Origin of the sequence: Lysobacter sp. Root76, assembly GCF_001428685.1 — a bacterium.
Lineage (GTDB): Bacteria > Pseudomonadota > Gammaproteobacteria > Xanthomonadales > Xanthomonadaceae > Lysobacter.
Map to the genome: position 1 here is coordinate 439,878 of NZ_LMIK01000005.1, position 23,052 is coordinate 462,929.

At 69.7% G+C, this 23,052-nt stretch carries 15 protein-coding genes; 12 read left to right on the top strand and 3 right to left on the bottom strand.

The features are described 5' to 3' along the window. Positions 1-135: 135 nt before the first annotated feature. The 5 genes from ASE10_RS09315 to ASE10_RS09335 all read left to right on the top strand — a co-directional run bounded on the left by ASE10_RS09315 (position 136) and on the right by ASE10_RS09335 (position 7,726). Positions 136-2,709, top strand: coding sequence for an exo 1,3/1,4-beta-D-glucan glucohydrolase (locus ASE10_RS09315; protein ID WP_235565891.1), 2,574 nt, complete (start codon positions 136-138; stop codon positions 2,707-2,709). A gap of 95 nt (positions 2,710-2,804) precedes the next feature. Continuing rightward, the gene (locus ASE10_RS09320; RefSeq protein ID WP_055907807.1) at positions 2,805-4,367 is read left to right on the top strand and encodes a sodium/sugar symporter; all 1,563 of its coding nucleotides are present in this window, start codon (positions 2,805-2,807) and stop codon (positions 4,365-4,367) included. Between the two features lie 93 nt (positions 4,368-4,460). Then, positions 4,461-5,081: an HAD-IA family hydrolase gene (locus ASE10_RS09325; RefSeq protein ID WP_055907810.1), complete on the top strand. Its 621-nt coding sequence runs from the start codon at positions 4,461-4,463 to the stop codon at positions 5,079-5,081. A 366-nt stretch (positions 5,082-5,447) separates the two neighbouring features. Next, entirely contained in the window at positions 5,448-6,326 is an 879-nt protein-coding gene (rpoH, locus tag ASE10_RS09330) for an RNA polymerase sigma factor RpoH (protein WP_055907813.1), read from the top strand. Positions 6,327-6,526: 200 nt separating this feature from the next. Beyond that, the gene (locus ASE10_RS09335) at positions 6,527-7,726 is read left to right on the top strand and encodes a metallophosphoesterase (protein WP_055907815.1); all 1,200 of its coding nucleotides are present in this window, start codon (positions 6,527-6,529) and stop codon (positions 7,724-7,726) included. A 45-nt stretch (positions 7,727-7,771) separates the two neighbouring features. Here the strand turns inward: ASE10_RS09335 and ASE10_RS09340 are convergent, their stop codons facing one another. Together ASE10_RS09340 and tal are read right to left on the bottom strand one after the other, a co-directional pair. Beyond that, complete coding sequence (locus tag ASE10_RS09340) at positions 7,772-9,049, bottom strand: NAD(P)/FAD-dependent oxidoreductase (RefSeq protein WP_055907817.1); 1,278 nt, start codon at positions 9,047-9,049, stop codon at positions 7,772-7,774. A 10-nt stretch (positions 9,050-9,059) separates the two neighbouring features. After that, positions 9,060-10,019, bottom strand: coding sequence for a transaldolase (tal, locus tag ASE10_RS09345; RefSeq protein ID WP_343123445.1), 960 nt, complete (start codon positions 10,017-10,019; stop codon positions 9,060-9,062). Between the two features lie 142 nt (positions 10,020-10,161). On the opposite strand from tal, the gene ASE10_RS09350 reads away from it, so the two are divergent. The 5 genes from ASE10_RS09350 to ASE10_RS09370 all read left to right on the top strand — a co-directional run bounded on the left by ASE10_RS09350 (position 10,162) and on the right by ASE10_RS09370 (position 18,616). Beyond that, positions 10,162-10,962, top strand: coding sequence for an NYN domain-containing protein (locus ASE10_RS09350; protein WP_055907822.1), 801 nt, complete (start codon positions 10,162-10,164; stop codon positions 10,960-10,962). Between the two features lie 71 nt (positions 10,963-11,033). After that, positions 11,034-12,749, top strand: coding sequence for a VanW family protein (locus ASE10_RS09355; protein ID WP_055907824.1), 1,716 nt, complete (start codon positions 11,034-11,036; stop codon positions 12,747-12,749). Between the two features lie 169 nt (positions 12,750-12,918). Then, on the top strand, positions 12,919-13,596 hold the full coding sequence (locus ASE10_RS09360) for a response regulator transcription factor (protein ID WP_055907829.1): 678 nt from the start codon (positions 12,919-12,921) through the stop codon (positions 13,594-13,596). 53 nt (positions 13,597-13,649) lie between these two features. Continuing rightward, positions 13,650-15,452, top strand: coding sequence for a 7TM diverse intracellular signaling domain-containing protein (locus ASE10_RS09365; RefSeq protein WP_157480824.1), 1,803 nt, complete (start codon positions 13,650-13,652; stop codon positions 15,450-15,452). Positions 15,453-15,580: 128 nt separating this feature from the next. Further along, positions 15,581-18,616, top strand: coding sequence for an MAC/perforin domain-containing protein (locus ASE10_RS09370; protein WP_082586083.1), 3,036 nt, complete (start codon positions 15,581-15,583; stop codon positions 18,614-18,616). 46 nt (positions 18,617-18,662) lie between these two features. Here the strand turns inward: ASE10_RS09370 and ASE10_RS09375 are convergent, their stop codons facing one another. After that, positions 18,663-20,870: a primosomal protein N' gene (locus ASE10_RS09375; RefSeq protein WP_055907835.1), complete on the bottom strand. Its 2,208-nt coding sequence runs from the start codon at positions 20,868-20,870 to the stop codon at positions 18,663-18,665. Positions 20,871-21,337: 467 nt separating this feature from the next. Between ASE10_RS09375 and ASE10_RS21320 the strand changes: the two genes are divergently transcribed. After that, positions 21,338-22,381: a sigma factor-like helix-turn-helix DNA-binding protein gene (locus ASE10_RS21320; RefSeq protein WP_055907838.1), complete on the top strand. Its 1,044-nt coding sequence runs from the start codon at positions 21,338-21,340 to the stop codon at positions 22,379-22,381. Beyond that, positions 22,368-23,033, top strand: coding sequence for a DUF3106 domain-containing protein (locus ASE10_RS09385; RefSeq protein WP_055907840.1), 666 nt, complete (start codon positions 22,368-22,370; stop codon positions 23,031-23,033). Before ASE10_RS21320 ends, ASE10_RS09385 begins: the two co-directional genes overlap by 14 nt. Positions 23,034-23,052 lie beyond the last annotated feature (19 nt).

Genomic DNA, 23,052 nt, shown 5'->3' on the forward strand with positions numbered 1-23,052 from the left:
TCGCTCGCATTGCGAACGAGGGGACGCCGATGCGGACATCGCACTCGATCCTGCCTTTGCCTTGCGCAGGGGCATGCGGCGTAACCGGCGATCCGGCACGCCGCCCGCACGGACTTTCTGGAGCACGGTTTGAAGATCGCATCGAAGAACCCGCGGGCGCGCGCAGCGGCCCTGCGTCGGGGAGGGCTGGTCATGGTGGCGGCGCTGGGTTTGACCGTCGGCCCCGGCGTCGCCGGGAACGCGCCGGCAGGCGGCACGATCCATCCCGAGCGCTGGCCGGCGCCGGCCTGGCCGCTGCCGGCCGATCCGGCGCTGGAGGCGCGCGTCGATGCGCTGCTGGCGACGATGACGCTGGAAGAAAAGGTCGGCCAGATCGTGCAGGGCGACATTTCCAGCCTCACGCCCGAAGACGTGCGCAAGTACCGGCTCGGTTCGGTGCTGGCCGGCGGCGGCTCCGATCCGGGCGGAAAATACAATGCCGCGCCGGCGCAATGGCTGGCGCAGGCCGACGCGTTCTACGAGGCCTCGATGGACACTCGCGGCGGCGGCAAGGCGATCCCGATCCTGTACGGCATCGATGCGGTGCATGGCCAGAGCAACGTGGTCGGCGCCACCGTGTTCCCGCACAACATCGGCCTCGGCGCGGCGCGCAATCCGGAGCTGATCCGCGAGATCGGCCGCATCACCGCGATCGAGACCCGGACCACCGGAATGGAATGGGCGTTCGCGCCGACCGTGGCGGTGCCGCAGGACGACCGCTGGGGCCGCAGCTACGAAGGCTATTCGGAAGATCCGAAGCTGGTTGCGAGCTACGCCGGCGCGATGGTCGAAGGACTGCAGGGCAAGGTCGGCGACAAGGAATTCCTGGACGGCGCGCATGTGGTTTCCTCGGTCAAGCACTACCTCGGCGACGGCGGCACGAGCGACGGCAAGGACCAGGGCGATACCCAGGTCGACGAGGCCGAACTGCGCGACGTGCACAACGCCGGCTACCCGCCGGCCATCGCCGCCGGCACGCAAGCGGTGATGATTTCCTTCAGCAGCTACCAGGGCGTGAAACTGGCGGGGCACAAGCCGCTGGTCACCGACGTGCTGAAGGGGCGCATGAACTTCGGCGGCTTCGTCGTCACCGACTGGAACGCCCACGGCCAAGTCGCTGGCTGCGACAACACGCAGTGTCCGGCGACGGTGAACGCCGGCGTCGACCTGGTGATGGCGCCCGACAGCTGGAAACCGTTCTACGAGAGCACGCTGGCCGCGGCGAAGGCCGGCACCATCCCGATCGCCAGGATCGACGATGCGGTGCGGCGCCTGCTGCGGGTGAAATTCCGGCTCGGTCTGTTCGATGCCGGCAAGCCGTCGCAGCGCGCGCTCGGCGGCAAGTTCGAACTGCTGGGCGCGCCTGAGCATCGCGCGGTCGCGCGCCAGGCGGTGCGCGAATCGCTGGTGCTGCTGAAGAACCAGCGCGGCGTGTTGCCGCTGGATCCGAAGCAGAAGCTGTTGATCGCCGGCGACGGCGCCGACAGCATGGCCAAGCAGAGCGGCGGCTGGACATTGACCTGGCAGGGCACGGGCACCACTCGCGCCGATTTTCCGAACGCCGAGACGATCTGGGAAGGGCTGAAGAGCGCGGTGGAGAGCGCCGGCGGCAGCGCCGAGCTCGCGCTCGACGGCCAATATCGGAGCAAACCCGACGCCGCCATCGTCGTGATCGGCGAGAACCCTTACGCCGAGTTCCAGGGCGATCTGCCGACCCTGCTTTACAAGCCCGGCGACGACAGCGACCTGCAGCTCATCAGGAAACTGAAGGCCGATGGCATACCCGTGGTGACCGTGTTCCTCAGCGGCCGGCCGCTGTGGGTGAACCGCGAGATCAACGCGTCCGACGCCTTCGTTGCGGCCTGGCTACCGGGCAGCGAAGGCGGCGGCATCGCCGACGTGCTGCTGCGCAGGCCCGACGGCGGGGTCCATTACGACTTCAAGGGCAAACTCAGCTTCTCCTGGCCGCGCCGCGCCGATCAGTACGCCAACAACGTCGGCCAGAAGGATTACCGCCCGCAATTCGCCTATGGCTACGGCCTGACGTATGCCAGCAAGGGCGATCTCGCGCCGCTGCCGGAAACCGCCGGCGTATCGCTCGCGCAGGCGCAACCGGGCCTGTACTACGGGCTCGGCATGCTGGCGCCGGGGCTGTCGATGGCGCTGGAAGGCGCCGATCGGCGCGCCGTCGGCATCAAGACGCTGCCTGCGGCGTTGGGCGACGGCAGCATCCGCATCGCCGCGGTCGATCACCGGCGCCAGGAGGACGCGCGGCGCGTGACCTGGTCAGGGTCTGCGCGCGCACGCTTGGCCTTGATCGCGGACACCGCGAAGGACCTGACGCGGGAGGCCAACGGCGACGTACAGCTCATGCTGACGCTGCGCGTGGACGCACCGCCGCAGGGCGATGTGGCCGTCGGCGTCGCCTGCGGCGAAGGTTGCGGCGCGAGCTTGCCGCTGCGCGAGTCGCTGGCGTCGCTGCCGGCCGGCCGATGGACCACGCTCGGCATACCGTTGAAGTGTTTCGCGCTGGCCGGCGCGGACCTGTCGAAGTTGTCCGGCCTGTTGGCGATCGAAACCGCCGCGCCCTTGCAACTGTCGTTCTCGCGCATCGCGCTGGCCCCGCAGGGCGAAGCGGAGCGGACGCTCGCCTGCAGAACCAGCAAGTGAGCGACGCATAAGGGGTTTCGGAAAGTCCGCTTTTTGAAGCCATTAATTCCTTCCCTGCAACCGCAGGGCGGGCGTCACACTGAGGGGGTAACGCCTTGAAACTGTCGACCCTGGACCTGACGATCGTGCTGGTCTACCTGATCGGCATCTTCGCGCTCGCACAATGGGTTTCGCGCGAGAAAGACGGCCGCAAGAAATCCGCCAGCGACTACTTTCTCGCCAGCAAGGCGCTGCCGTGGTGGGCGATCGGCGCTTCGCTGATCGCGGCCAATATTTCCGCCGAGCAGATCATCGGCATGTCGGGTTCCGGGTATGCGATCGGGCTGGCCATCGCCTCGTACGAATGGATGGCGGCGGCGACGCTGCTGATCGTCGGCAAGTTCTTCCTGCCGGTGTTCATACGCAACCGCATCTACACGATGCCGCAATTCCTGGAAGAACGTTACGGCCACAGGATCCGCACGCTGATGGCGGTGTTCTGGCTGGGCCTGTACGTGTTCGTGAACCTGACCTCGATCCTGTGGCTCGGCTCGATCGCGGTCAACCAGGTCACCGGCCTCGACCCGATGGCGGCGCTGGTGCTGCTGGGCGCGTTCGCGCTGGCTTATCAGTTGTACGGCGGCCTGAAGGCGGTGGCCTTGACCGACATCGTGCAGGTTTGCCTGCTGGTACTGGGCGGTTTGTCGGTGACCTTCCTGACCTTGTCGCAGATCGGCGACGGCAGCCTCGTCGCCGGCTACCGCAAGCTGCTGGACGCCCACCCGGAACATTTCAAAATGATCCTGAGCAAGGACAGCCCGTTCTACAAGGACTTGCCCGGCATCAGCGTCCTGGTCGGCGGCATGTGGGTCATGAATGTCAGCTACTGGGGCTTCAATCAGTACATCATCCAGCGCGCGCTCGCGGCGAAGAACCTGGGCGAAGCGCAGAAGGGCGTGCTGTTCGCCGCGTTCCTGAAGCTGTTGATGCCCTTGGTGGTGGTGATACCGGGGATCGCCGCGGTGATGCTGGCGCCCGGCCTGGCCAAGCCCGACCAGGCCTATCCGACGATGATGGATATGCTGCCGACCGGCATGCTCGGCCTGGTTTTCGCCGCGCTGGTGGCGGCGATCGTGGCGTCGCTGGCCTCGAAGATCAATTCGATCGCGACCATCTTCACCCTCGACTTCTACGCCAAGCGCAGACGCCACGACGATCAGGCGCATCTGGTCCGCGTCGGCCGTATCGCCGCGGCGGTGGCGGTGCTGCTGGCGATCCTGAGCGCGCGGCCGCTGCTGGGCAGCTTCGACCAGGCTTTCCAGTACATCCAGGAATACACCGGTTTCTTCACCCCCGGTATCGTGGTGATCTTCATGCTGGGCCTGTTCTGGAAGCGCGCCAACGAGGCGGGCGCGCTGGCCGCGGCGATCAGCTCGTTTGTATTGTCGGTCCTGTTGAAACTGACCTGGCCGGCGCTGCCGTTCATCGACCGCGTAGGCCTCGTGTTCCTGGCGGCGCTGGCGCTGGCGGTGATCGTGTCGCTGATCACGCCCAGGCAGAAGGAAGGCAGCGACCTGATCCGCGTCGACGACGTCAGCTATCGCACACCGACAGGTTTCAATGTCGGCGGGCTGGGCGTGATCGCGATCCTGGTCGCGCTTTATGCGCTGTACTGGTAATCGGCCGGCGCTGAACAAGCCGATGCCGTAAGCAGTTGGCACGATGGGCGCGGCTGCCGGCAAAATGCGCCTTCGTCGCCTCTAGCCGCCGACATGCGCTACCCGCTGGTCATCTTCGATTTCGACGGCACGCTGGCCGATTCGTTCCCCTTCTTTATGGAGGCGCAGCACGCGCTGGCGCAGCGCCACGGTTTCAAGGCCATCCCCGAGGACCGCGTCGACGACATGCGGCGGCTGAGCACGCGCGAGTTGCTGCGGGAGTTCGAGTTTTCCAGATGGAAGCTGCCGATCGTGGCGGCCGACTTCGTGCGCAGCATGCGCGCCGCGCCGCCGGTACCGCTGTTTCCGGGCGTCGCGGAAACGCTGCGCCACCTGCGCGAAGGCGGGGCGCGCCTGGCGATCCTGACGTCCAATTCCGCCGACAACGTGCGCCGTGTGCTCGACGCGGAGTTGCTGGAGGCGATCGAACGGGTCGACGGCGGCGCCCACATGCTCGGCAAGCACCGGCGCATCGCGCGGATGCTGAGGCAGGCGAGGACCGATGCGTCGCAGGCGATCTACATTGGCGACCAGGTCAGCGACGGCGAGGCCGCGCGGCGCGCGGGCGTGGCCTTCGGGGCGGTCGGCTGGGGCTACGCGCACCCCGACACCCTGCGCGCGGCGGGCGCGGAGGAGTTCTTCGATTCGATGGGCGAATTGCGGCGTTTGGTCTGATCGGCTCGGAAACGCCCCGGCCGCAACCTCTCGTAGGTCGGGGCAGGGGCGGCCTGTAATAAGTAAGGAATAGCCTGGGACCGCCGCCGCGCCTGCCGAAGGTCAGGCTTGGGCTGGCCGGGCCGGTCCCCATGTCCTGTAGTGCCCGTTCAGCCGGCGAGTGTGGCGCCTGGGCCGGTTCACCCCTTGGACACGTCCGATGTGTTTAGATAAGCCATTGATTTAGTTGTTAATTTCTTGTTTCTCCCGGCGCGCGGCCGGATTCGTGGAGCGGCCGCAGCGGGCGACATTCGTTCTATCCACGCAACACTGCGGAACTTCCGGGGTCTTTAGCAGTCCTAGACCCCGACTGCTAAGATGGCTGCCATGACCCAGACCCCCCTCTCGAACGCCCTAGTCGCCAACAACCTGCCTGTGCCCAGCGCGCTCGGTTCGCTGGACGCGTACATCGGCGCGGTGCATCGCATTCCGGTGCTGACCGTCGAAGACGAGCAGAGTCTGGCGCGTCGCTTCCGCGACGAAGAAGACCTCGACGCCGCCCGCGAGCTGGTGCATTCGCACCTGCGCTTCGTGGTCCATGTCGCCCGCGGCTACAACGGTTACGGACTGCAGATCGGCGACCTGATCCAGGAAGGCAACATCGGTCTGATGAAGGCCGTGAAGCGCTTCGACCCGGAACAGGGCGTGCGCCTGGTGTCCTTCGCCGTGCATTGGATCCGTGCCGAAATGCACGAGTTCATCCTCAAGAACTGGCGCATCGTCAAGGTCGCCACGACCAAGGCGCAGCGCAAGCTGTTCTTCAACCTGCGCAAGAGCAAGAAGCGCCTGGGTTGGATGAACGCCGAGGAAGTCAGCCAGGTCGCCAAGGATCTCAACGTTTCCGAGCGCGAAGTGCTGGAGATGGAGTCGCGCCTGTCCGGCCGCGACATCGGTTTCGATGCGCCGTCCGACGAGGACGACGACCACGCTCCGCCGTCGCCGGCCGCGTACCTGCGCGCCCACGACGAAGACCCCTCGCAGAGCTACGAGCGCGAGGACGAGGAAGACAGCCAGCTCGCCCTGCTGCGCGAAGGCATGTCCGGCCTGGACGAGCGTTCGCGCGACATCGTCAAGCGCCGCTGGCTCGATGCCGACAGCAAGGTCACGTTGCAGGAACTGGCCGACGAGTACGGCGTCAGCGCCGAGCGCATCCGCCAGATCGAAGCCAACGCGCTGAAGAAGATGCGGGCGCTGTTCGCGGCCTGATCCGCGCAAGCCAGCCAACGACGACGGCCCGGGAAACCGGGCCGTTTCGTTTTGTGCGATACGGGAGCAAGCTGGCGCCGCGCAAGGCGCCACGCAACGCTGATGCGTGGGCGCAGTCGACGCGCGACCGCGGCGCTCCACCGCCGCGGGGCCCATGCCGGCGCTAGGTACGATCCAGGTCTGGCGATGCGAGAGGACGTATGCGACGGATAGCCAAGTGGCTGCTATGGGCACTGGTGCTGACCTCGGTGACGGCGCCGGCGCTGGCGGTGTTCGGCGGTTGGCAGTTGAAGGACGGCCAGGGCAACGTCGCCTTCGGCTGGGACGCGGCGCGCCAGCGTTTCCGGATACTCGAACGGCCGGCGCTGGCTTTGGACGGGCCGCACGTGTTCGTCGATGCGCAGGGTTTCCGCGTTGCCGCCACCGAGTCCGAGAGTGCGACCTGGCGCATGCGCGAAACGCGCCTGCCGGCGCGGCCGCTGCCGCTGCTTGCCGTGCGCGTCGACAATCCGGCGCGCACCCGCTTCGAAGTCGCACTGCGGCCGACCCCGGCGCCGCAGGACGGCGTGTATGCGGCCAATCCGCCGCGATTGCTGATGCTGTCCGACATGGAAGGCGAGTTCGACGCCTTCGTCGCCCTGCTACGTGCGCAGGGCGTGCTCGACGCGCAGTTGCATTGGCGCTACGGCGACGGCCATATCGCCCTGGTCGGCGACTTCGTCGATCGCGGCCACGACATGCTGCCGCTGCTGTGGCTGATCTACCGCCTGGACGGCGAAGCCCGCCAGGCCGGCGGGCGTGTGCATTACGTGCTCGGCAACCACGAGCAGCTCGCGACCTCGGGCCGCAAGAAGCATTGGCCGCGGCACCTGGTCGCGAGCGAAGCCGCCTTGGGGGGCGAGCCCTTGTTTTCGGAACGTTCGGTACTGGGCGCATGGTTGCGCAGCAAGCCGGTGATCGCGCGCGTCGGCGATCATCTGCTGGTGCACGGCGGCATCAGCGCCGAGTTCCTCGACCGCAATCTCGACATCGCCGCGGCCAATGCCGCGATGCGGCCGCATCTGGGGACGCCGATGGCGGACCTGCCTTCCGCGATCAAGCCGATCCTGGGCCGCAGCGGCGTGACCTGGTACCGCGGCATGGCCTTGCCCGACGATCCCAGGTACGTACGCGAAGCCGATCCCTCGGCGCATCTGGATCGCGCGCTGCAGCGCTACGGCGTGCGCCGGATCGCGATCGGCCACACGATCGTGCCGAGGGTGCGGCTGCAGCAACAGGGCAGGGTGTTGGCGCTGGACTTGGACATGCACGAGCCCGGCGCGGTGGCGCAGGCGGCCTTGTACGAAGGCGGCCGGCTTTGGCGCGTGGACGCGCACGGCGGTCGCGAGCGCCTGGATTGAGCGCGGCGGCGGACACCATGCGCGTCCGCCGCCGCGCGTGCCCCGCTATTCCTCGCGATCGCCGAGGATGATCCGGGCGTGGCGCTGGTAGCTCCAGTACGCCCAGGCCCAGTTGATCAGCACGATCACGCGGTTGCGGAAGCCGATCAGGAAGAACACGTGTGCGGCCAGCCAGAACCACCAGGCGAGCAGGCCGGAGAGCTTGAAGCCGTGCACGTCGACCACGGCGGCCATGCGGCCGATGGTCGCCAGGTTGCCGTAGTCCTTGTAGCGGAACGGCGCCGTGCTGCGGCCGGCGATGCGGTCGCGGATCGCGCGCGCGACATGCGCGCCCATCTGCTTGGCCGCGGGCGCGACGCCCGGCACCGGTTTGCCGTCTTGCTGCACGCTGGCGAGGTCGCCGGCGACGAAGATCTCCGGGTGTCCGGGCACGCTGAGGTCGGGCAGCACCTGGACCCGGCCTGCGCGGTCGCGCGGCGCGTCCAACAGCGCGCCCAGCTTGGACGCGGCCACGCCCGCGGCCCAGACCACGGTGCGCGCCGGCACGAAGGTGTCGCCCAAGGTGTAGCCGCGTTCGTCGATCGCGTTCACCGGGGTGCCGGTGACCACTTCGACGCCGAGCTTCTGCAACTGCTTGCGCGCCTTCTCCGACAATTCCTCCGGAAAACTCGACAGCACCCGTGGACCGGCTTCGATCAGCCGCACCTTGGCCTGGGCCGGGTCGATGCGGCGGAATTCGCGGCGCAGGGTCTTGCGTGCGATCTCGGCAAGGGTGCCGGCCAGCTCGACCCCGGTCGGGCCGCCGCCGACCACGGCGAAGCTCAGCCAGGCCGCGCGTTCGGCTTCGTCGTCGCTGGCCTCGGCGCGTTCGAACGCGAGCAGCAGGCGCCGCCGGATGTGCAGGGCGTCGTCCAGCGTCTTCAGGCCGGGCGCGTCGCCGGCCCAGTCGTCGTGGCCGAAGTAGGCGTGGGCGGCGCCGCTGGCGAGCAGCAGATAGTCGTAGCCGATCGAATCGCCGTCGGCGAGCGCGACCCGGCGTGCGGCCGGATCCAGGCCCACCACTTCGCCCAGCCGCACTTCGACATTGCGCTGGCTGCGCAGGATGTGGCGCAAGGGCGCGGCGATGTCCGGCGAGGACAGCCCGGCGGTCGCGACCTGGTACAGCAGCGGTTGGAACAGATGGTGGTTGCGGCGGTCGATCAGGGTGATGCGCACGTCGGCCGAGGCCAGCGCGCGCGTCGTCCACAGACCGCCGAAGCCGCCGCCGACGATGACGACATGCGGGACGCGTGCGTCGCCGCGCCCCGGAGGTTCATGGTTCATGCGCGCGTCCTCAATCGTCCAGACGCTGGCGCAGCAGGTCTTCCAGCGCGTGCTGGTCTGCGGCGAAGCGGCGGATGCCGTCGGCGAGCTTGTCGGTGGCCATCGCGTCCTGGTTGTGCAGCCAGCGGAAGTCGGCTTCGCTCATGCGGCGAGGCGCTTCGTAGCGCTCGCCGTCGTCGATCAGGGCGCGCGGCACCTCGCCCGGTCGCGATTCGAGTTCGCCCAGCAGGTCCGGCGAGATCGTCAGGCGGTCGCAGCCGGCCAGCGCCAGCACTTGGCCGACGTTGCGGAAACTCGCGCCCATGACCACCGTCTTGTAGCCGAAGGCCTTGTAGTAGCGCCAGATCTGCATCACCGACTGCACGCCCGGATCGTCCTGCGGCGTGGCCGGCGGGCTCATGCCGTGGGCCAGGTGCCAGTCGAGGATGCGGCCGACGAAGGGCGAGATCAGGTACACCTCGGCCTCGGCGCAGGCGACGGCCTGGGCGAACGAGAACAGCAGGGTCAGGTTGCAGTGGATGCCTTCGCGTTCGAGCTGTTCGGCGGCGCGGATGCCTTCCCAGGTCGCAGCGATCTTGATCAGCAGGCGCTCGCGGCGGATGCCGGATTCGGCGTACAGCTGGACCAGGCGGCGCGCCTTGGCCAGGGTGGCCTCGGTGTCGAAGCTCAGGCGGGCGTCGACTTCGGTGGAGACGCGGCCGGGGATGAGCTTGAGGATCTCCTTGCCGATCGCGACCGCGAGGCGGTCGCTGGCGTCGGCGATGCGGTCGTGGGCGTAGCGGTCGGTCTGGGCGAGCGCGGCGTCGATCAAGGGCGCGTAGGCCGGCAACGAGGCCGCCTTCAGCAGCAGCGAGGGATTGGTGGTGGCGTCGAGCGGTCGGAAGCGCGCGATCGCCTCGATGTCGCCGGTGTCGGCGACCACGGAGGACAGCGCCCGCAGGTGTTCGAGTTGGCTGGTCATTGGGGTCATGCTTTCGTCGTTGGATTCGCCCACATTCTCGCCGATCGGGCACGAGCGGTGATGAAGCCGGCCTATCTTCTGCCACCCGGTCCGCATGCGGTTGCGCTAGGCTGGCCGCGACAGGGCCGCCCCGGGCCCGGAGACCGCAGCCATGGCCGTCGCCACGGAAGAAAAGCGCATCGCGCTGCTGATAGACGCCGACAACGCGCCGGCCGCCAAGATCGACGTGATCCTGGCCGAGGTCGCGCGCTACGGCGCCGCCAACGTGCGCCGCGCCTACGGCAACTGGAAGAGCCAGAGCCTCAAGGGCTGGGAAGCGGTGCTGCACGAGTACGCGATCCGGCCGATCCAGCAGTTCGCCTACAGCAAAGGCAAGAACGCCTCCGACATGGCGATGGTGATCGACGCCATGGACCTGCTGTACGCGCGCAACCTGGATGGCTTCGCGATCGTGTCCAGCGATGCCGACTTCACCCCGCTGGTGATGCGTCTGCTCACCGACGGGGTCAAGGTCTACGGCTTCGGCGAGAAGAAAACCCCCGAGCCCTTCGTCAACGCCTGTTCCAAGTTCACCTACGTCGAAGCGCTGGGCCAGCCGGCCAGCGCCGACGTGCCGGCCGCGGAGCGCGCGACCACGCCGCAACGCAGCGCCAAGGAGCTGCGCGGCGACACCAAACTGCTGCAGATGCTGCGCGGCGCGGTCGATGCGGTCAGCGGCGACGACGGCTGGTCGCATCTGGGCGCGGTCGGGCATCAGATCGGCAACCAGGCCTCGTTCGACTCGCGCAACTACGGTTACCGCAAGCTCAGCGATCTGATCGAAGCCACCGGCCTGTTCGACGTGCGCCGCGACAACCAGATCGTGTGGATACGCGAGCAGCCCAAAGGCGGCGCGAAGGGCGGTGGGAAAGGCGGCGCCGCCAAGGCCGACAAGGGCAAGGCCGGCAGCTAGCGTTCGCCGCAAGGATGAAGGTGCGGCGGGCGTAGCCCGGTCGCTGGTTTCGAAAGGGGAACGAAAGCAGCATGAATGTCGCGGCGATCGAGATGGTCGGTACCGCTCTGCCGACACGGCGGCAAGCGATCGTGTTCGAGTTCAAGGCCTGGGGCCTGCGTGGCCGGCGCCTGCTGCGCGACGCGCTGGACCGCGAGTGGCCGCGTCGCCATGCGCGCGCCGAAGTCTTGATCGATGCGCCGGTGCTGGCCGAGTTCGAAAGCGCGCTGTGGCCGCAGGACGAAACCGATCCGCTGCTGGTCGCAGGCAAGTTGCAGAACCTGCGCCTGGCCTTGAAGCGGCTGCATGGGATCGAAGTGCCGGCGGGCGCGAAGTTCGGTTTCTGGAAGCAGGTCGGCCGGGCGACGCGCCGCGGCGGCTATGCGGTCGGCCGCGAATTGCGCGAAGGCTGCTTGATTCCCGCGGTCGGCGGCGGCCTGTGCCAACTCAGCAACGCGCTCTATGACGGCGCCGTGCGCGCCGGGCTCGAGGTGGTCGAGCGTCATCGCCATTCGCGGGTGCTGCCGGGCTCGCTGGCCGAGCAGGACCGCGACGCCACCGTGTTCTGGAACTACCTCGACCTGCGCCTGCGCGCGCCTCACGCATGGCGGCTGGAGATCGATATGGACGCGCAGCGGCTGCGGCTGCGCATACGCGGCCATCGCCCCGCGGCCAGCGACGCCTGGCCGCTGGCGGTGGCGCCGCGCCGCCCGCCCGAGGCGAGCAACGATTGCGGCAGCTGCGGCCAGCACGAATGCCATCGGCATACCGGCCCCAACCTCGACGGGCTGCGCCGGCTGTGGTGGATGGAAGAGGCCTGGCCCGAGTTCCGCGAACGCCTGCAGTCCGAACGCGGCGACGACGATCGCGTGTTCGGTCCGGGCGGGCGGCGTTTCCCGGCGCAGGCACCGCTGCGCCGCGTGAGCCAGTCGATCGCCTGGCGCTACGGGCGCTGGCGCGGGCAGGCGCTGCCGCAGGTGCGTCTGGCGCAGTTGCGCGCGCACGCACGCGACCTGGCGCGCGCGCTGCAGCCGCGCGACGTGGACCTGGTGCTGCCGCAGAGCCTGCTGCCGTTCCTGTGGCGCGACGGCGAACTCGCCGGCCGCCGCTACGCGGTGATGATGACCGCGCTGCCGATGCGCGCGCTGCAGGCCGAACTCGACGGCGCGGTGCGCCGTCATCCCGAGCAGCGATCTTTGCGCGACTTCCGCGCCGATCCGGCCCTGATCGAAGCGGAATGGGACGGCTTGCTCGCCGCGCAGGCCTGGTGGAGCCCGCATGCGCAGGTGCTGGCCCTGGCCGGCGCGCGCGCCTGCGCGTTGCCCTGGACCATGCCCGCACCGCTGCCGTCGGCCGAGCGCGTCGCCGCCGGCGCCAAGCCGCGGGTGTTCTTCCCGGCCTCGCCGCTGGCGCGCAAGGGCATCCTCGAACTGCTGGCCGCGTTGCGCGACCAGGACCTCGAGATCCTGCTGCCGCCCGGCGACAGCGAGCGCGGGCTGGACGCGGGCCGCGCCACATTGCGGCGTGTCGCCAGTTATCGGCAGGGCTTGCTTGAAGCCGATGTCGTGGCCCTGCCGGCCTGGATCGAACACCAACCGCGCGCTTTGTTGACCGCCATCGCCAGCGGCCTGCCGGTGGTGGCGACGCCGGCCTGCGGCCTGGGCGCGGCGATGGCCTGGCGGCGGGTCGAGGCCGGCGACGTCGATGACCTGCGCGCTGCGGTGCTCGCCGCGCTGGCGAACGTTTGAACGACAGGCGCGCAGCCCGAGCGGCCGCAGCACGAAACCGCAGCCGGCTAGGGTGTATAGCGCAGCACGGACACGGGCGCGGATGGCCACAGGATCCGCAGTCCGGCGACGCAAGCGGACAGGCTCCGGCGCTACACTGAAGCCGCCATATCATGCCGATGGGAGAGGCATGCAGCCGCAGCCGATCGTCCTCACTTCCGTGCTGATCGTCGAAGACGATCCGGTGGCGCGTGCACGCATGCAGGCGCTGATGCAGGGGCTGGTCGAGCCGCAGGCGCGGATCGAGACCGCCGCCGATCTGACCGCGGCGCGCACGCTGCTGCGACAGGCGAGTTTCGCCCTGGCCCTGGTCGACGTGCAGTTGCCCGACGGCAGCGGCATCGACCTGATCGCATGGATGTCCGGGCATGCGCCGCAGACGCAGTCGGTGATCGTCTCGGCCTGGGCCGAGGAAGAAACCATCCTGGCGGCAGTGCAGGCCGGCGCGATCGGCTACCTGCTCAAGGACCGCGACGACGACGAGCTGCGGTTGTCGCTCAAGAGCCTGCAGCGCGGCGGCGCGCCGATCGATCCGCTGATCGCGCGCCGGATCCTGGCTTTGCTGCCGCAGGCGCAGGCGGCGGCAAGCGTGCCGCAGGAGCCCGAGCCGACCGCGCAGCTGTCCGAGCGCGAGCGCGAAATCCTGCGCCTGGTCGCGCAGGGTTTCAGCAACCGTGAGATCGCCGAACTGGTGGCGCTGTCCAAGCTCACCATCGAGTGCCATACCAAGAACATCTATCGCAAGCTCGCGGTGGGGTCGCGTACCGCCGCCGTGTTCGAGGCGCGCGCGCTGGGACTGCTCAACTGAGCCGGAAGCGATCCGTCGCGGGCCTCGTGCGCGCATGCGCGTGGTGGCTGCTGATGCTGTTCGCCTGCGGTTCGCTCGATGCCGCGGCGCAGCCGGCCGAGCCCGGCACGGTGCTGCTCGACCGTGCCGAGGCCGCGCGTTCGGACTGGAACGCCGCGGCGCCGCCGGCCGCGGGCTGGGTGCCGGTAACGCTGCTGGACGTCTGGCACAAGCGCTGGCCCGGCCACGACGGCGTGGTCTGGTATCGGCTGCATTGGCGCCAGGACGATCCGCGCCGGCCGACCGCGCTGTTGGCCGACTACATGAGTTTGAGCGGCGCGATCTATGTGAACGGCGAGGCCGTCGCGCGCGATCCCAATCTGGTCGAGCCGCTGTCGCGGACCTGGAATTCGCCGCACTACGTCCTGCTGCCGCCGTCGCTGCTGCGTGCGGGCGAGAACACCGTATTGCTGCGCGTGTCCGGGCTGTCGGCCTATCTGCCCGGCGCCGGGCCGGTGCGGATCGGCGATCCGCAGGCGCTGCAGCAGCGCTACCGCAGCGAGCGCTTCCTGCGCTACGACATCAAGCTGATCAACCTGGCCATGGCCGTGGTGCTGGGCGGCGTGTTCCTGCTGATGTGGCTGCTGCGGCGCAAGGACAGCGTCTACGGCTGGTTCGCGCTGACCGAGCTGGCCGGCTCGCTGTACGGCTACAACCACATCGCCACCGACATTTGGCCCTTGCCCAACACCGACGCCTGGCAGGCGTTCAACGCCGCGTTCTATGTGGTGGCAGGCGCCAGTTACGCCTTGTTCCTGCTGCGTTATTGCGAGCGCCGCTATCCGCGCCTGGAGCGCGGCCTGGGCGTGGTCGCCGCGGCGGCGTTGCTCGCGGCCGCGCTGGCGCCGACGTGGATGGGGCATCAGCGCAATCTCTGGTTCGCGCTCGGCGGCTCGATCTACTACGTCAGCATCGGCTGGTTCCTGATCCAGGCCTGGCGCCATCGTCGTCCCGATACCCTGGTGCTCGCGGCCTGCCTGCTGCTGCCGGTGCTGGTGTCGTTCTACGACTTCGCCCTGTTCTTCGGCTGGGTCGACGGGGTGACTTATCTGTTGAGCCTGACCTCGGTGCTGACCCTGATCGGCATCGGCTTCGTGCTGTCCTACCGTTTCGTCGCCGCGATGCGGCGCGTGGAAGGCTTCAACCTCGAACTCAAGCGCGAGGTCGAGGCGGCCACCTCCGAGCTGGCCCTGACCTTGTCGCGCCAGCACGCATTGGAGCTCGCGCACAGCCGCGCCGGCGAGCGCCTGCATCTGGTGCGCGACCTGCATGACGGGTTCGGCGGCACCCTGGTCGGGGCGATCGCCCAGCTCGAACGAGCGCCCGAAGACACGCCCAAGGCGCAGGTGGTTGAAGTGCTCAAGGAGATGCGCGACGACCTGCGCCTGGTGATCGACAGCACCGCGCGCGAGCACGCCGACCTGGCCGCGCAGATCGCGCCGCTGCGCCATCGTCTGGGCCGGCTGCTGGAAACCGCCGACATCGACAGCCGCTGGCAGTTGCAAGGGCTGGACGGAATCGAACTGGACAGCGCGCGCAGCCTGGACCTGTTGCGTTTGCTGCAGGAAGCGTTGACCAACGTGTTCAAGCACAGCGGCGCCCGCCGCGTGGACGTGCGCCTGAGCCGGGTCGAGGCGCACCTGCAGTTGCGGATCGACGACGACGGCCAGGGCATCGCGCCCGCCGCCGCGTCGACGGACGGCGGCGCGGGCCTGGCCAGCATGCGCCTGCGCGCGCAACGCCTGGGCGGCGAACTGCGGATCGAAACCGGCCCGGCCGGCACCGGGCTGCGGCTGGATTTTCCGCTGCCGGCCTAGCGCGGGGCCTTGCGTCTACTCGGTTTCGGGGATGTTCGAGCCAGCGCCGGCCGCGCATCGTGGCGGCACTTCCGCAGCCGCGCGCGGCTCCTGCGCCGTGCGGCCCGTGCCCAAGCAAGGAGCTCGTCATGCCCGGTCCCCAAGCACCGCTAGCGCCGTCCGAGGATGGCGCGCTCGCCAAACCCACGCCGGCGTCCGAATTGGCCGCGTTCCTGACCCTGCGTCGAGTCGTGGCTTTTTCCGGCGTGCTGGAAGCGCAGGACATCGCGACGCTGGACGAGTTCGCCGAGCTGATCAAGGACGCCGGCTTGAAGGCGTCGCTGCGGCAGGCGTTCATCGACAACAAGGCGCCGCCGAAGCCGGACCCAGCGCAGGCCCAGCCCAGGACCGAGGACGAGTTGTTGGCCGGTCACCGGCTGGCGCTGGCGGCGTTCGACGCCCTGAGCGCGCAGAGCATCGATCAGGACATCGCGACGTTCCGCCACGAACGCGCCCCGCACGGCGAAGCGCGCTATCAGGCGACGGCGGAGCTGAAGCGTTACCTGGCGCAGGAGGGCTTCCCCGAAGAGAGCGTGCCGGTGTTCGAAAGCAAGGGCGTCTATTCGATCGGCGCCCTGCAGGATTTGTGCGCCGGTCCGGACAAGGGCGAACTCGAGAATGCGCTCCGGCAGGGCGGGGTGATCGGCGGACGCAGATACCCGAAATCCGCCAGCGCCGCGGACTTGCTGAAGAACCTGTCGGCGCAGGAGGTGGCGGCCAAATCCAAACCGCCGATCCAGGCCGACGACCTGATGTCCGAACAGGCGCAGGCGCGCCGCAAGAAGATCGAGGAGGCGATCGCCAAGGTCGACGAGTTCCGCGAATCCTGCGTCGGCGACGCCAGCGCCAATCTGCAGGAGATGAAGCAGCGCGCCGAAACCGAACTGACGGCGATGCTGGAGCGGGCCGGCGTCGGCGGCGCCTTGACCCGGCTGGACAAGGGTGCGTTCGCCAGCCTGGGCGCGTTGAACGCGGCCCTGGCCGACATCAACAAGAACCTGGGCGATGCGATCGGCAAGGAGTTGCTGGCCGCGCAACGCGGCGAGCCGCCGCTGGAGAACGCCAAGCTGGTCGAATACAACGGCCTGCGCCGCGGCGTCGTGCTGACCGTGGCCGGCGTGCGCGACGCCGGCGGCCCGGAACTGGTGGATGTCGCAGCCAGCGTGAGCCACAGCAACGAGGGCTATCGGGAAAGCATCGCCCAGTTCGACAGCGAGTCTTCGTATCAATACGCGGAGAAGACGGTCGAGCGTTCGTCGTCGGCGTTTTCGACGTCCCAGCGCATCACTGGCGGCGGCATCGGCCAGGCCGGGCTGTTCGCGCTCAGCCTGGCCGGATCCTACGCGCGGGTCAAGTACGAGCAGAAGGAATCCACGGCCGCCGGGCGCCGCAGCCAGGCCAGCAAGCTGGCGGTGCGCAAGATCGAGATGGTCAGCGCGCAGGCGCGCTTGCCCAGGGCCGGCGCGCGGCTGAGCCGCGAGGCGGTCGAGGCGCTAGGGCGGATCGCCCGCGAGGCCGACGAGGCGCAGGCGGCGGAACGCGCGCGCGCTTTCATCGCCGAGTTCGGCAGCCACCTGTTCTGCGAGGTCAAGCTGGGCGGCTGCTACAAGAGCGTGGTCAGGGCCGAGGCGATGGCCGAGGACAGCATCGGCGTGCTGTCCAAGGCGGCCAGCCTGGCTGCGGGCTGGAAGGCCTCCGGTGCGGCGACCTATGTCGGCCTGGGTTTCCTGGGAACCGGCGGCACCGCCAACGAGGGCGACAAAGCGCAGGCCGAGGGATTCAGCAAGGACGAGCGCAACCAGCTCAAGTCGGTGCGCATCGACATCAGTTCGCATGCGATCGGCGGACTGCCGGGCCTTTCCGCGGACCTGTGGAAGTACAGCCTGGGCAAGAACCAGAACTGGCGGGTGATCGATCGGCTGCGGCCGGTGGAGGTGTGGGCGCTGTTGCGCGACGCCAACGCCGATGGCCTGAGCAGTGAACAACGGGAGGCGGTCTGCCGCCGGTTGGAGCGCAGCTGGGTCCGGGATTACTTCCTGCCCGATCTGTTCGCGCTGGATGCCGGACTGAAGAGCAACCGCGCGCTGGCCGAGGCGGATTCGGTGGCCGCGGCGGTGGATGCGGTCGCCGGGCTGATGCGTGCGCCGCGGCTGCGCGTGAGTTGCTTCCGCAAAACCTTCCCGGCCGCCCACACGATGCGTTGCGCGCTGGATCTTCCCGAGCACTACAAGATCCTGTCCGGCGGCGCCGCCACCTTGCAGACGAAGGAAGGCAACTTCCTGATCTCGAGCTACCCGAGCTACGACCCCGCCCTCAAGCGTTGGTCGTGGCATGCGCAGATGCGCTACATCAAGCATCCCTCCAGCGAGGAGCATGAGATCTCGGTGATCGCCGTGTACGACCCCGACGACGAATGGGAGGTGCGGCTGTTCGCCCGGCAAAGCCAGGGCCTGGAGCCGGCGCACGATCTGGTGGCGAATGCCGAGGCCGACTACCTGGTGACCGGCGGCGGCGGACGCATCGACCGCTTCGGCTGGGCGACCCTGACGCAATGCGGCTTCCAGCCCGAGCCCGATGCCGCAGCGGATGCGGCGCCGAAGCCCGGCTACTACGTCGCATCGCGCAGTTGCCTGAAAGACAGCCGCCACCAGCTGACCGCGATCGCCATAGGCCTGCGGCCGCGCAACGGCACCCGCCTGGTGCCCCGGTATCGCAGCGAAACGGCGAAGAAGGCCGGGCATCCGGACGTCAGGATGACGCGCCGCGATCAGAGCGAACGCTGGCTGGGCGGCGGCGTGTGCGCGCATCCCAATGGCGACAATTTCCTGGTCGGTTCGTGCCCGATCGTCGACGGCGCCGACGGTGCGATCGGATGGAAGGGCGCCAGCAAGGACCACGAAAAGGCCTGCGCGGTCAGCATGACCGTGACGACGGTGGGGGTGGCCAACGTCGAGGTCGTGAACCACAAACCGGAAGCGCAAGCGCAGCCGCACGACGATCCCAGTCAGTTCTGCCTGAACTGCGGCCATGTCGGGCCTTGGTTGACGCATAAATTACCGAAGCTGATCGCGGAACAGGAGCAAACCCTGTTTCTGTGCGCGGAATGCAGGACGTTCGTGAGATGAAAGTGCGCCGCTGGCAGGCCCGCCGCCAGCGCGCGTCGGTCGCCGCTCAGTACAGATCCGCCGGGTCCACGTCCAGCGACCAGCGCACTTTGCGCGCCTGCGGCAGGGCGTGGATCGCGGGCAGGGCGCGGTCGAGCGCGGCGTGCAGGCTGCGGCGTTCCGGTGCCGACAGGATCAGCTGCGCGCGCTGGTAGCCGGCGCGGCGCGGCATCGGTGCCGGCACCGGGCCGTTGAGTTCGAGCGCATCGTCGCCGACCTCGCGCAGCGCCATGCGCGCCGCCTGCAGGAATGCATTGGCGGTTTCGGCTTCCTTGGCCTCCGCGCGCAGCAGCGCCATGTGCGCGAACGGCGGGAAGGCGGCGAGTTCGCGCTGCGCCAGTTCGATCTCGGCGAACGCGGCGTAACCGCCGGCGAGCAGGGTGCTGAGCAGCGGATGCTCAGGGTGGTGGGTCTGCAGCACCACTTCGCCCGCGCGGCGGGCGCGGCCGGCGCGGCCGGCGACCTGGATCAGCAACTGGGCGAGTTTTTCCGGTGCGCGGAAGTCGGCGCTGAACAGGCCTTCGTCGATGCCGACCACCGCCACTAAGGTCAGATTGGGCAGGTCGTGGCCCTTGGCCAGCATCTGGGTGCCGACCAGGATGCCGCGCGCGTTGCCGAACTGCGCCAAGTGTTTTTCCAGCGCGTCGCGGCGTTGGGTGGTGCCGCGGTCGATGCGCAGCACCGGCACCTCGGGGAAACGCGCGGCCAGGGCTTCTTCGATGCGTTCGGTGCCGGCGCCCTGCGATTGCAGTGCCAGGCCGCCGCAGTCGGGACAGGCGTTGGGCGCGGGACGGCGCGCGCCGCAGTGATGGCATTGCAGGCGGCGGCCGCCGGCGTGCACGGTCATCGGCGTGGGCGAGGTCGGCGTGCTGCAGCGGTGACAGTGCGCGCTCCAGCCGCAGTCGTGGCAGATCAGCACCGGCGCGTAGCCGCGGCGGTTCTTGAACACCAGCACCTGGCCGTCGGCGTCGAGCGCACGGGCGATGGTCTCGATCAGTTCCGGCGACAGGCCGGCGTCGAGCGGGCGCTTGCGCACGTCGACCACGCGCACCCGCGGCGGCTGCGCGTCGCCGGCGCGCTGCAGCAGGCGCAGGTGCGCGTAACGCCCGGCCTGGGCGTTGCGCAGCGATTCCAGCGACGGCGTCGCGCTGCCCAGCAGCACCGGCACGTTCAGCGCCTTGGCCCGCACCAGGGCGAAGTCGCGGGCGTGGTAGCGGATGCCGTCGAGCTGCTTGAAACTGCCGTCGTGTTCTTCGTCGACCACGATCAGGCCGGCCTCGGGCAGCGGCAGGAAGATCGCCGAGCGCGTGCCCACGATCACCCGCGCCTCGCCGCGCAGGCAGGCGGCCCAGGTGCGCGCGCGTTCGCTGTCGCCCAGGCCCGAGTGCAGCGCGTGCACCGGCACGCCCAGGCGCGCGCGGAAGCGGGCCAGAGTCTGCGGGGTCAGGCCGATCTCCGGCACCAGCACCAGGGCCTGGCGGCCGCGCGCGAGGCAGTCGGCGATGGCGCGCAGGTAGACCTCGGTCTTGCCGCTGCCGGTGACGCCGTCCAGCAGCAGCGGCGCGAAGCGCTCGCGCACCGCCAGGATCGCGTCGACCGCCGCCTGCTGTTCGTCGTTGAGGGTCGGGCCCGGCTGCGGCGCCGGGGCGAGGGCGCTGGCCGGCACGGCGACGCGTTCGGCCAGGCCGCGCTTGGCCAGGGCGCGCGCGGCGGCGCGCCAGTCGGGGTCGTGACCCTCGACCTCGGCCAGGTCCAGCGCGTCCTCGTCGCAGGGGCCGGCCTGGAGCCGGTCGGCGAGCCGGCGCGGGCGCCCGGCGCGCAGGCCCGGACGCGCGGTCAGGCCGGCTTCGGTCAGCTGCCAGGCCCAGGCGTGGGTGTCGGCCAGGGGCTCGCCGTGGCGCAGCGGCGCCGGCAGCGCGGTCGCGAACACCTCGCCCAGCGGGGCATGGGTGTAGCGGGCCAGCCAGCGCAGCGATTCCAGCAACTCGCCGTGGAACAGGGGTTCGGGGTCGAGCCGGGTCAGCGCCGGCTTGGGCTCGGGCGCGTCGGCGTCGGCGGCACCGGTGTCGGCGATCACCCCGACCAGTTCGCGGCTGCCGAACGGCACCCGCACGCGCGTGCCGACATCGGCCGGATCGACCGAGCGGCCGTCGGCGGGGCGGTAATCGAACAGGCGCGGCAGCGGCACCGGCAGTGCGACCCGCCAGACGTGCATAAGTGACTGAGCGGAGCCGTCGGACATGCGCTCAGTCTAGCGAGCGCGACCGCGCACCGGCTGCGACAAAGTTGCGGACTATTGCTGCCCCGGCCGTGACAAAGCGCACGCAAGTTGCGGTGCTTAAAGAAAATTCACCCTTATCCACACGACTTGTGGATAAATCTGTGCATGGCGTGTCGGCAGGACTGCGCGATGACGCAGGAATAAGCCCTGCAGCCAGGTTGGTGAAAAAATCGCCAATGCATATATCTCTTTCCAAATCAATGGTTTGACCGTGAAACATGTTTGTAACGCGGGCCTTTTAGGGGTTCTCCCTCAGCTCGATGACACTTCCATTACTGCTGTGCACAACCGTTTTTTCGTACAAGCCGCGTCCTGCTTCACGGAGCAGGAATTAACGCGGTGTCAAGCGGTTTTGTGCGACCTGCGCCTCGCTATGATGCAAACATGCTGATGGGTATGCGATGAGCCCCGCCGCAGCGGGCTCCGCCCTCTCCGGAACGTCTGGGCACAAGAACGATGCGCCGGCTGCGCTGTCGGCGTTCCTGCGCGGCGTCGAGCGGCGCGGTGCGGTGCTGGCCGAGCTCCAGGCCGGCGATGCCGCCGCCGGCGACGCCGCCCTGGCCGCGGCGATGCAGGCCTTCCGCGCCGGCATCGAGGCCGCGCCCATGGCCGAGTGGCCGCGGCGCTTCTGGGCGCAGCTGTTGGCCCAGCCCGGCCTGCACCAGCGCACCCGGGTCGCGCTGCCGCTGGACGCCACCGACCGTCTCGGCGAACTCGGCCACGGCCCGCGCGCGGCCCTGCTGCTGCGCCTGGCGGCCGGTCTGTCCGAACCCGAGGCCGCGGCCGTGCTGGGCATCGCCGAGCCGACCTACCGCCTGGCGCTGCAGCGCGCGCTGCCGCACCACGACGACGGCCGCGCCGATCCGGCGGCCTGGCAGCAACTGCGCGAGCAGATCCACCGCCGCATCAAGACCCTGCCGCCGGAGCGACTGGCGCGGCTGACCCTGGCGCGCGAGTCCGCGCTCAGCGGCGCCGCGTCCGCGACCGCCGTCGAGCGCGATACGGCGAGCGCGGCCTCCGGTCGCCGTCCGCGCTGGCTGTTGCCCTTGCTGTGGACTCTGCTGGCGCTGTGCGTGCTCGCGTTCGCGGCGACCTGGTGGTGGCCGTTCGGCGGGGTCGCCGACTGGCTGGGCAGCGAGCGCGTGCGGGTGGAGGCGCTGCCGCCGGCCGCCGCGCCGGCCGCGCGCTACGGCCACGAGGCCGGGCTGATCGGCGATCGCGATTTCGCCCAGCTCGCCGATCCCGACGGCGATGCCGCGGCGCGCGAGCTGGAGTTCCACAACTGGCTGGTCGCGTACGAGCGCGCCGGCCCCGCGGGCCTGCCCGGCGCCGCGCTCGATGCGGCCGAGCCCGGAGCCGAGTCCGTGCCCGACCCCGCGACCGCCCCGGCCGGCGCGCAGGCCCCATCCCAATCCGAAACCGAGAGCGCCGATGTCCCGGGCTGAGCGCGCGCGCCGCCGCCTCCGGCTAGGCATCGCCGCCGCTGCCGGCCTGATGCTCGCCTGCGCGCTGGGGGCGGCCGCGGCGCAGACGCTGCCGCCGGAGTACGCGGCCATCGCCGAGCGCCTGCCGGCGCAGGCGCGTGCGCGCCTGCAGGCCAACGCCGCGCAATGGGCGGGCTGGAGCGCCGAGCAGCGCGCCGCCTTCAATGCCCGCGCCGCGGCCTGGCATGCGTTGCCGGCCGCCGAGCGCGCCGCGCGCCGCGAACGCTACGCCGCCTGGCTGGCCCTGCCCGCGGACGAACGCGCTTCGGCCCAGGCCGCTGCGGCGCGTTACGCGGCCCTGCCGCCGGAGCAGCAACAGGCGCTGCGTGCGCGTTTCGATGCGCTGGACCGCAGCCTGCGCCGCGGTTGGCTGCTGGGCCCGACCCTGGGCCTGGACTACGCCGCGCTGCAGCCGCTGCTGGCGCAACTGCCGCCGGAGCAGCACGCGCCGATGCTGCGGGTGTTGCGCGAACTCAGCGTGCAGCAGCGCAAGGACCTGGCCGTGCTGGTGCAGCGCACGCCGCCGCAGGGTCGCGAGGCCCTGCGCCGCGAACTGCTGGCGACGCGCTGGGACGAGCGCGAGGGCTGGTTCTGGCACAAACTCCGGCAGTGAGCGCCGGCGCGGCGCCGCT

What these genes read in the sequence shown, in the direction of transcription:
- ASE10_RS09325 (WP_055907810.1), top strand. Translation starts at nt 4,461, where the DNA reads ATGCGCTACCCGCTGGTCATCTTCGATTTCGACGGCACGCTGGCCGAT.
- rpoH (WP_055907813.1), top strand. Translation starts at nt 5,448, where the DNA reads ATGACCCAGACCCCCCTCTCGAACGCCCTAGTCGCCAACAACCTGCCT.
- ASE10_RS09335 (WP_055907815.1), top strand. Translation starts at nt 6,527, where the DNA reads ATGCGACGGATAGCCAAGTGGCTGCTATGGGCACTGGTGCTGACCTCG.
- ASE10_RS09340 (WP_055907817.1), bottom strand. Translation starts at nt 9,049, where the DNA reads ATGAACCATGAACCTCCGGGGCGCGGCGACGCACGCGTCCCGCATGTC.
- tal (WP_343123445.1), bottom strand. Translation starts at nt 10,019, where the DNA reads ATGACCCCAATGACCAGCCAACTCGAACACCTGCGGGCGCTGTCCTCC.
- ASE10_RS09350 (WP_055907822.1), top strand. Translation starts at nt 10,162, where the DNA reads ATGGCCGTCGCCACGGAAGAAAAGCGCATCGCGCTGCTGATAGACGCC.
- ASE10_RS09355 (WP_055907824.1), top strand. Translation starts at nt 11,034, where the DNA reads ATGAATGTCGCGGCGATCGAGATGGTCGGTACCGCTCTGCCGACACGG.
- ASE10_RS09360 (WP_055907829.1), top strand. Translation starts at nt 12,919, where the DNA reads ATGCAGCCGCAGCCGATCGTCCTCACTTCCGTGCTGATCGTCGAAGAC.
- ASE10_RS09365 (WP_157480824.1), top strand. Translation starts at nt 13,650, where the DNA reads ATGCTGTTCGCCTGCGGTTCGCTCGATGCCGCGGCGCAGCCGGCCGAG.
- ASE10_RS09370 (WP_082586083.1), top strand. Translation starts at nt 15,581, where the DNA reads ATGCCCGGTCCCCAAGCACCGCTAGCGCCGTCCGAGGATGGCGCGCTC.
- ASE10_RS09375 (WP_055907835.1), bottom strand. Translation starts at nt 20,870, where the DNA reads ATGCACGTCTGGCGGGTCGCACTGCCGGTGCCGCTGCCGCGCCTGTTC.
- ASE10_RS21320 (WP_055907838.1), top strand. Translation starts at nt 21,338, where the DNA reads ATGAGCCCCGCCGCAGCGGGCTCCGCCCTCTCCGGAACGTCTGGGCAC.
- ASE10_RS09385 (WP_055907840.1), top strand. Translation starts at nt 22,368, where the DNA reads ATGTCCCGGGCTGAGCGCGCGCGCCGCCGCCTCCGGCTAGGCATCGCC.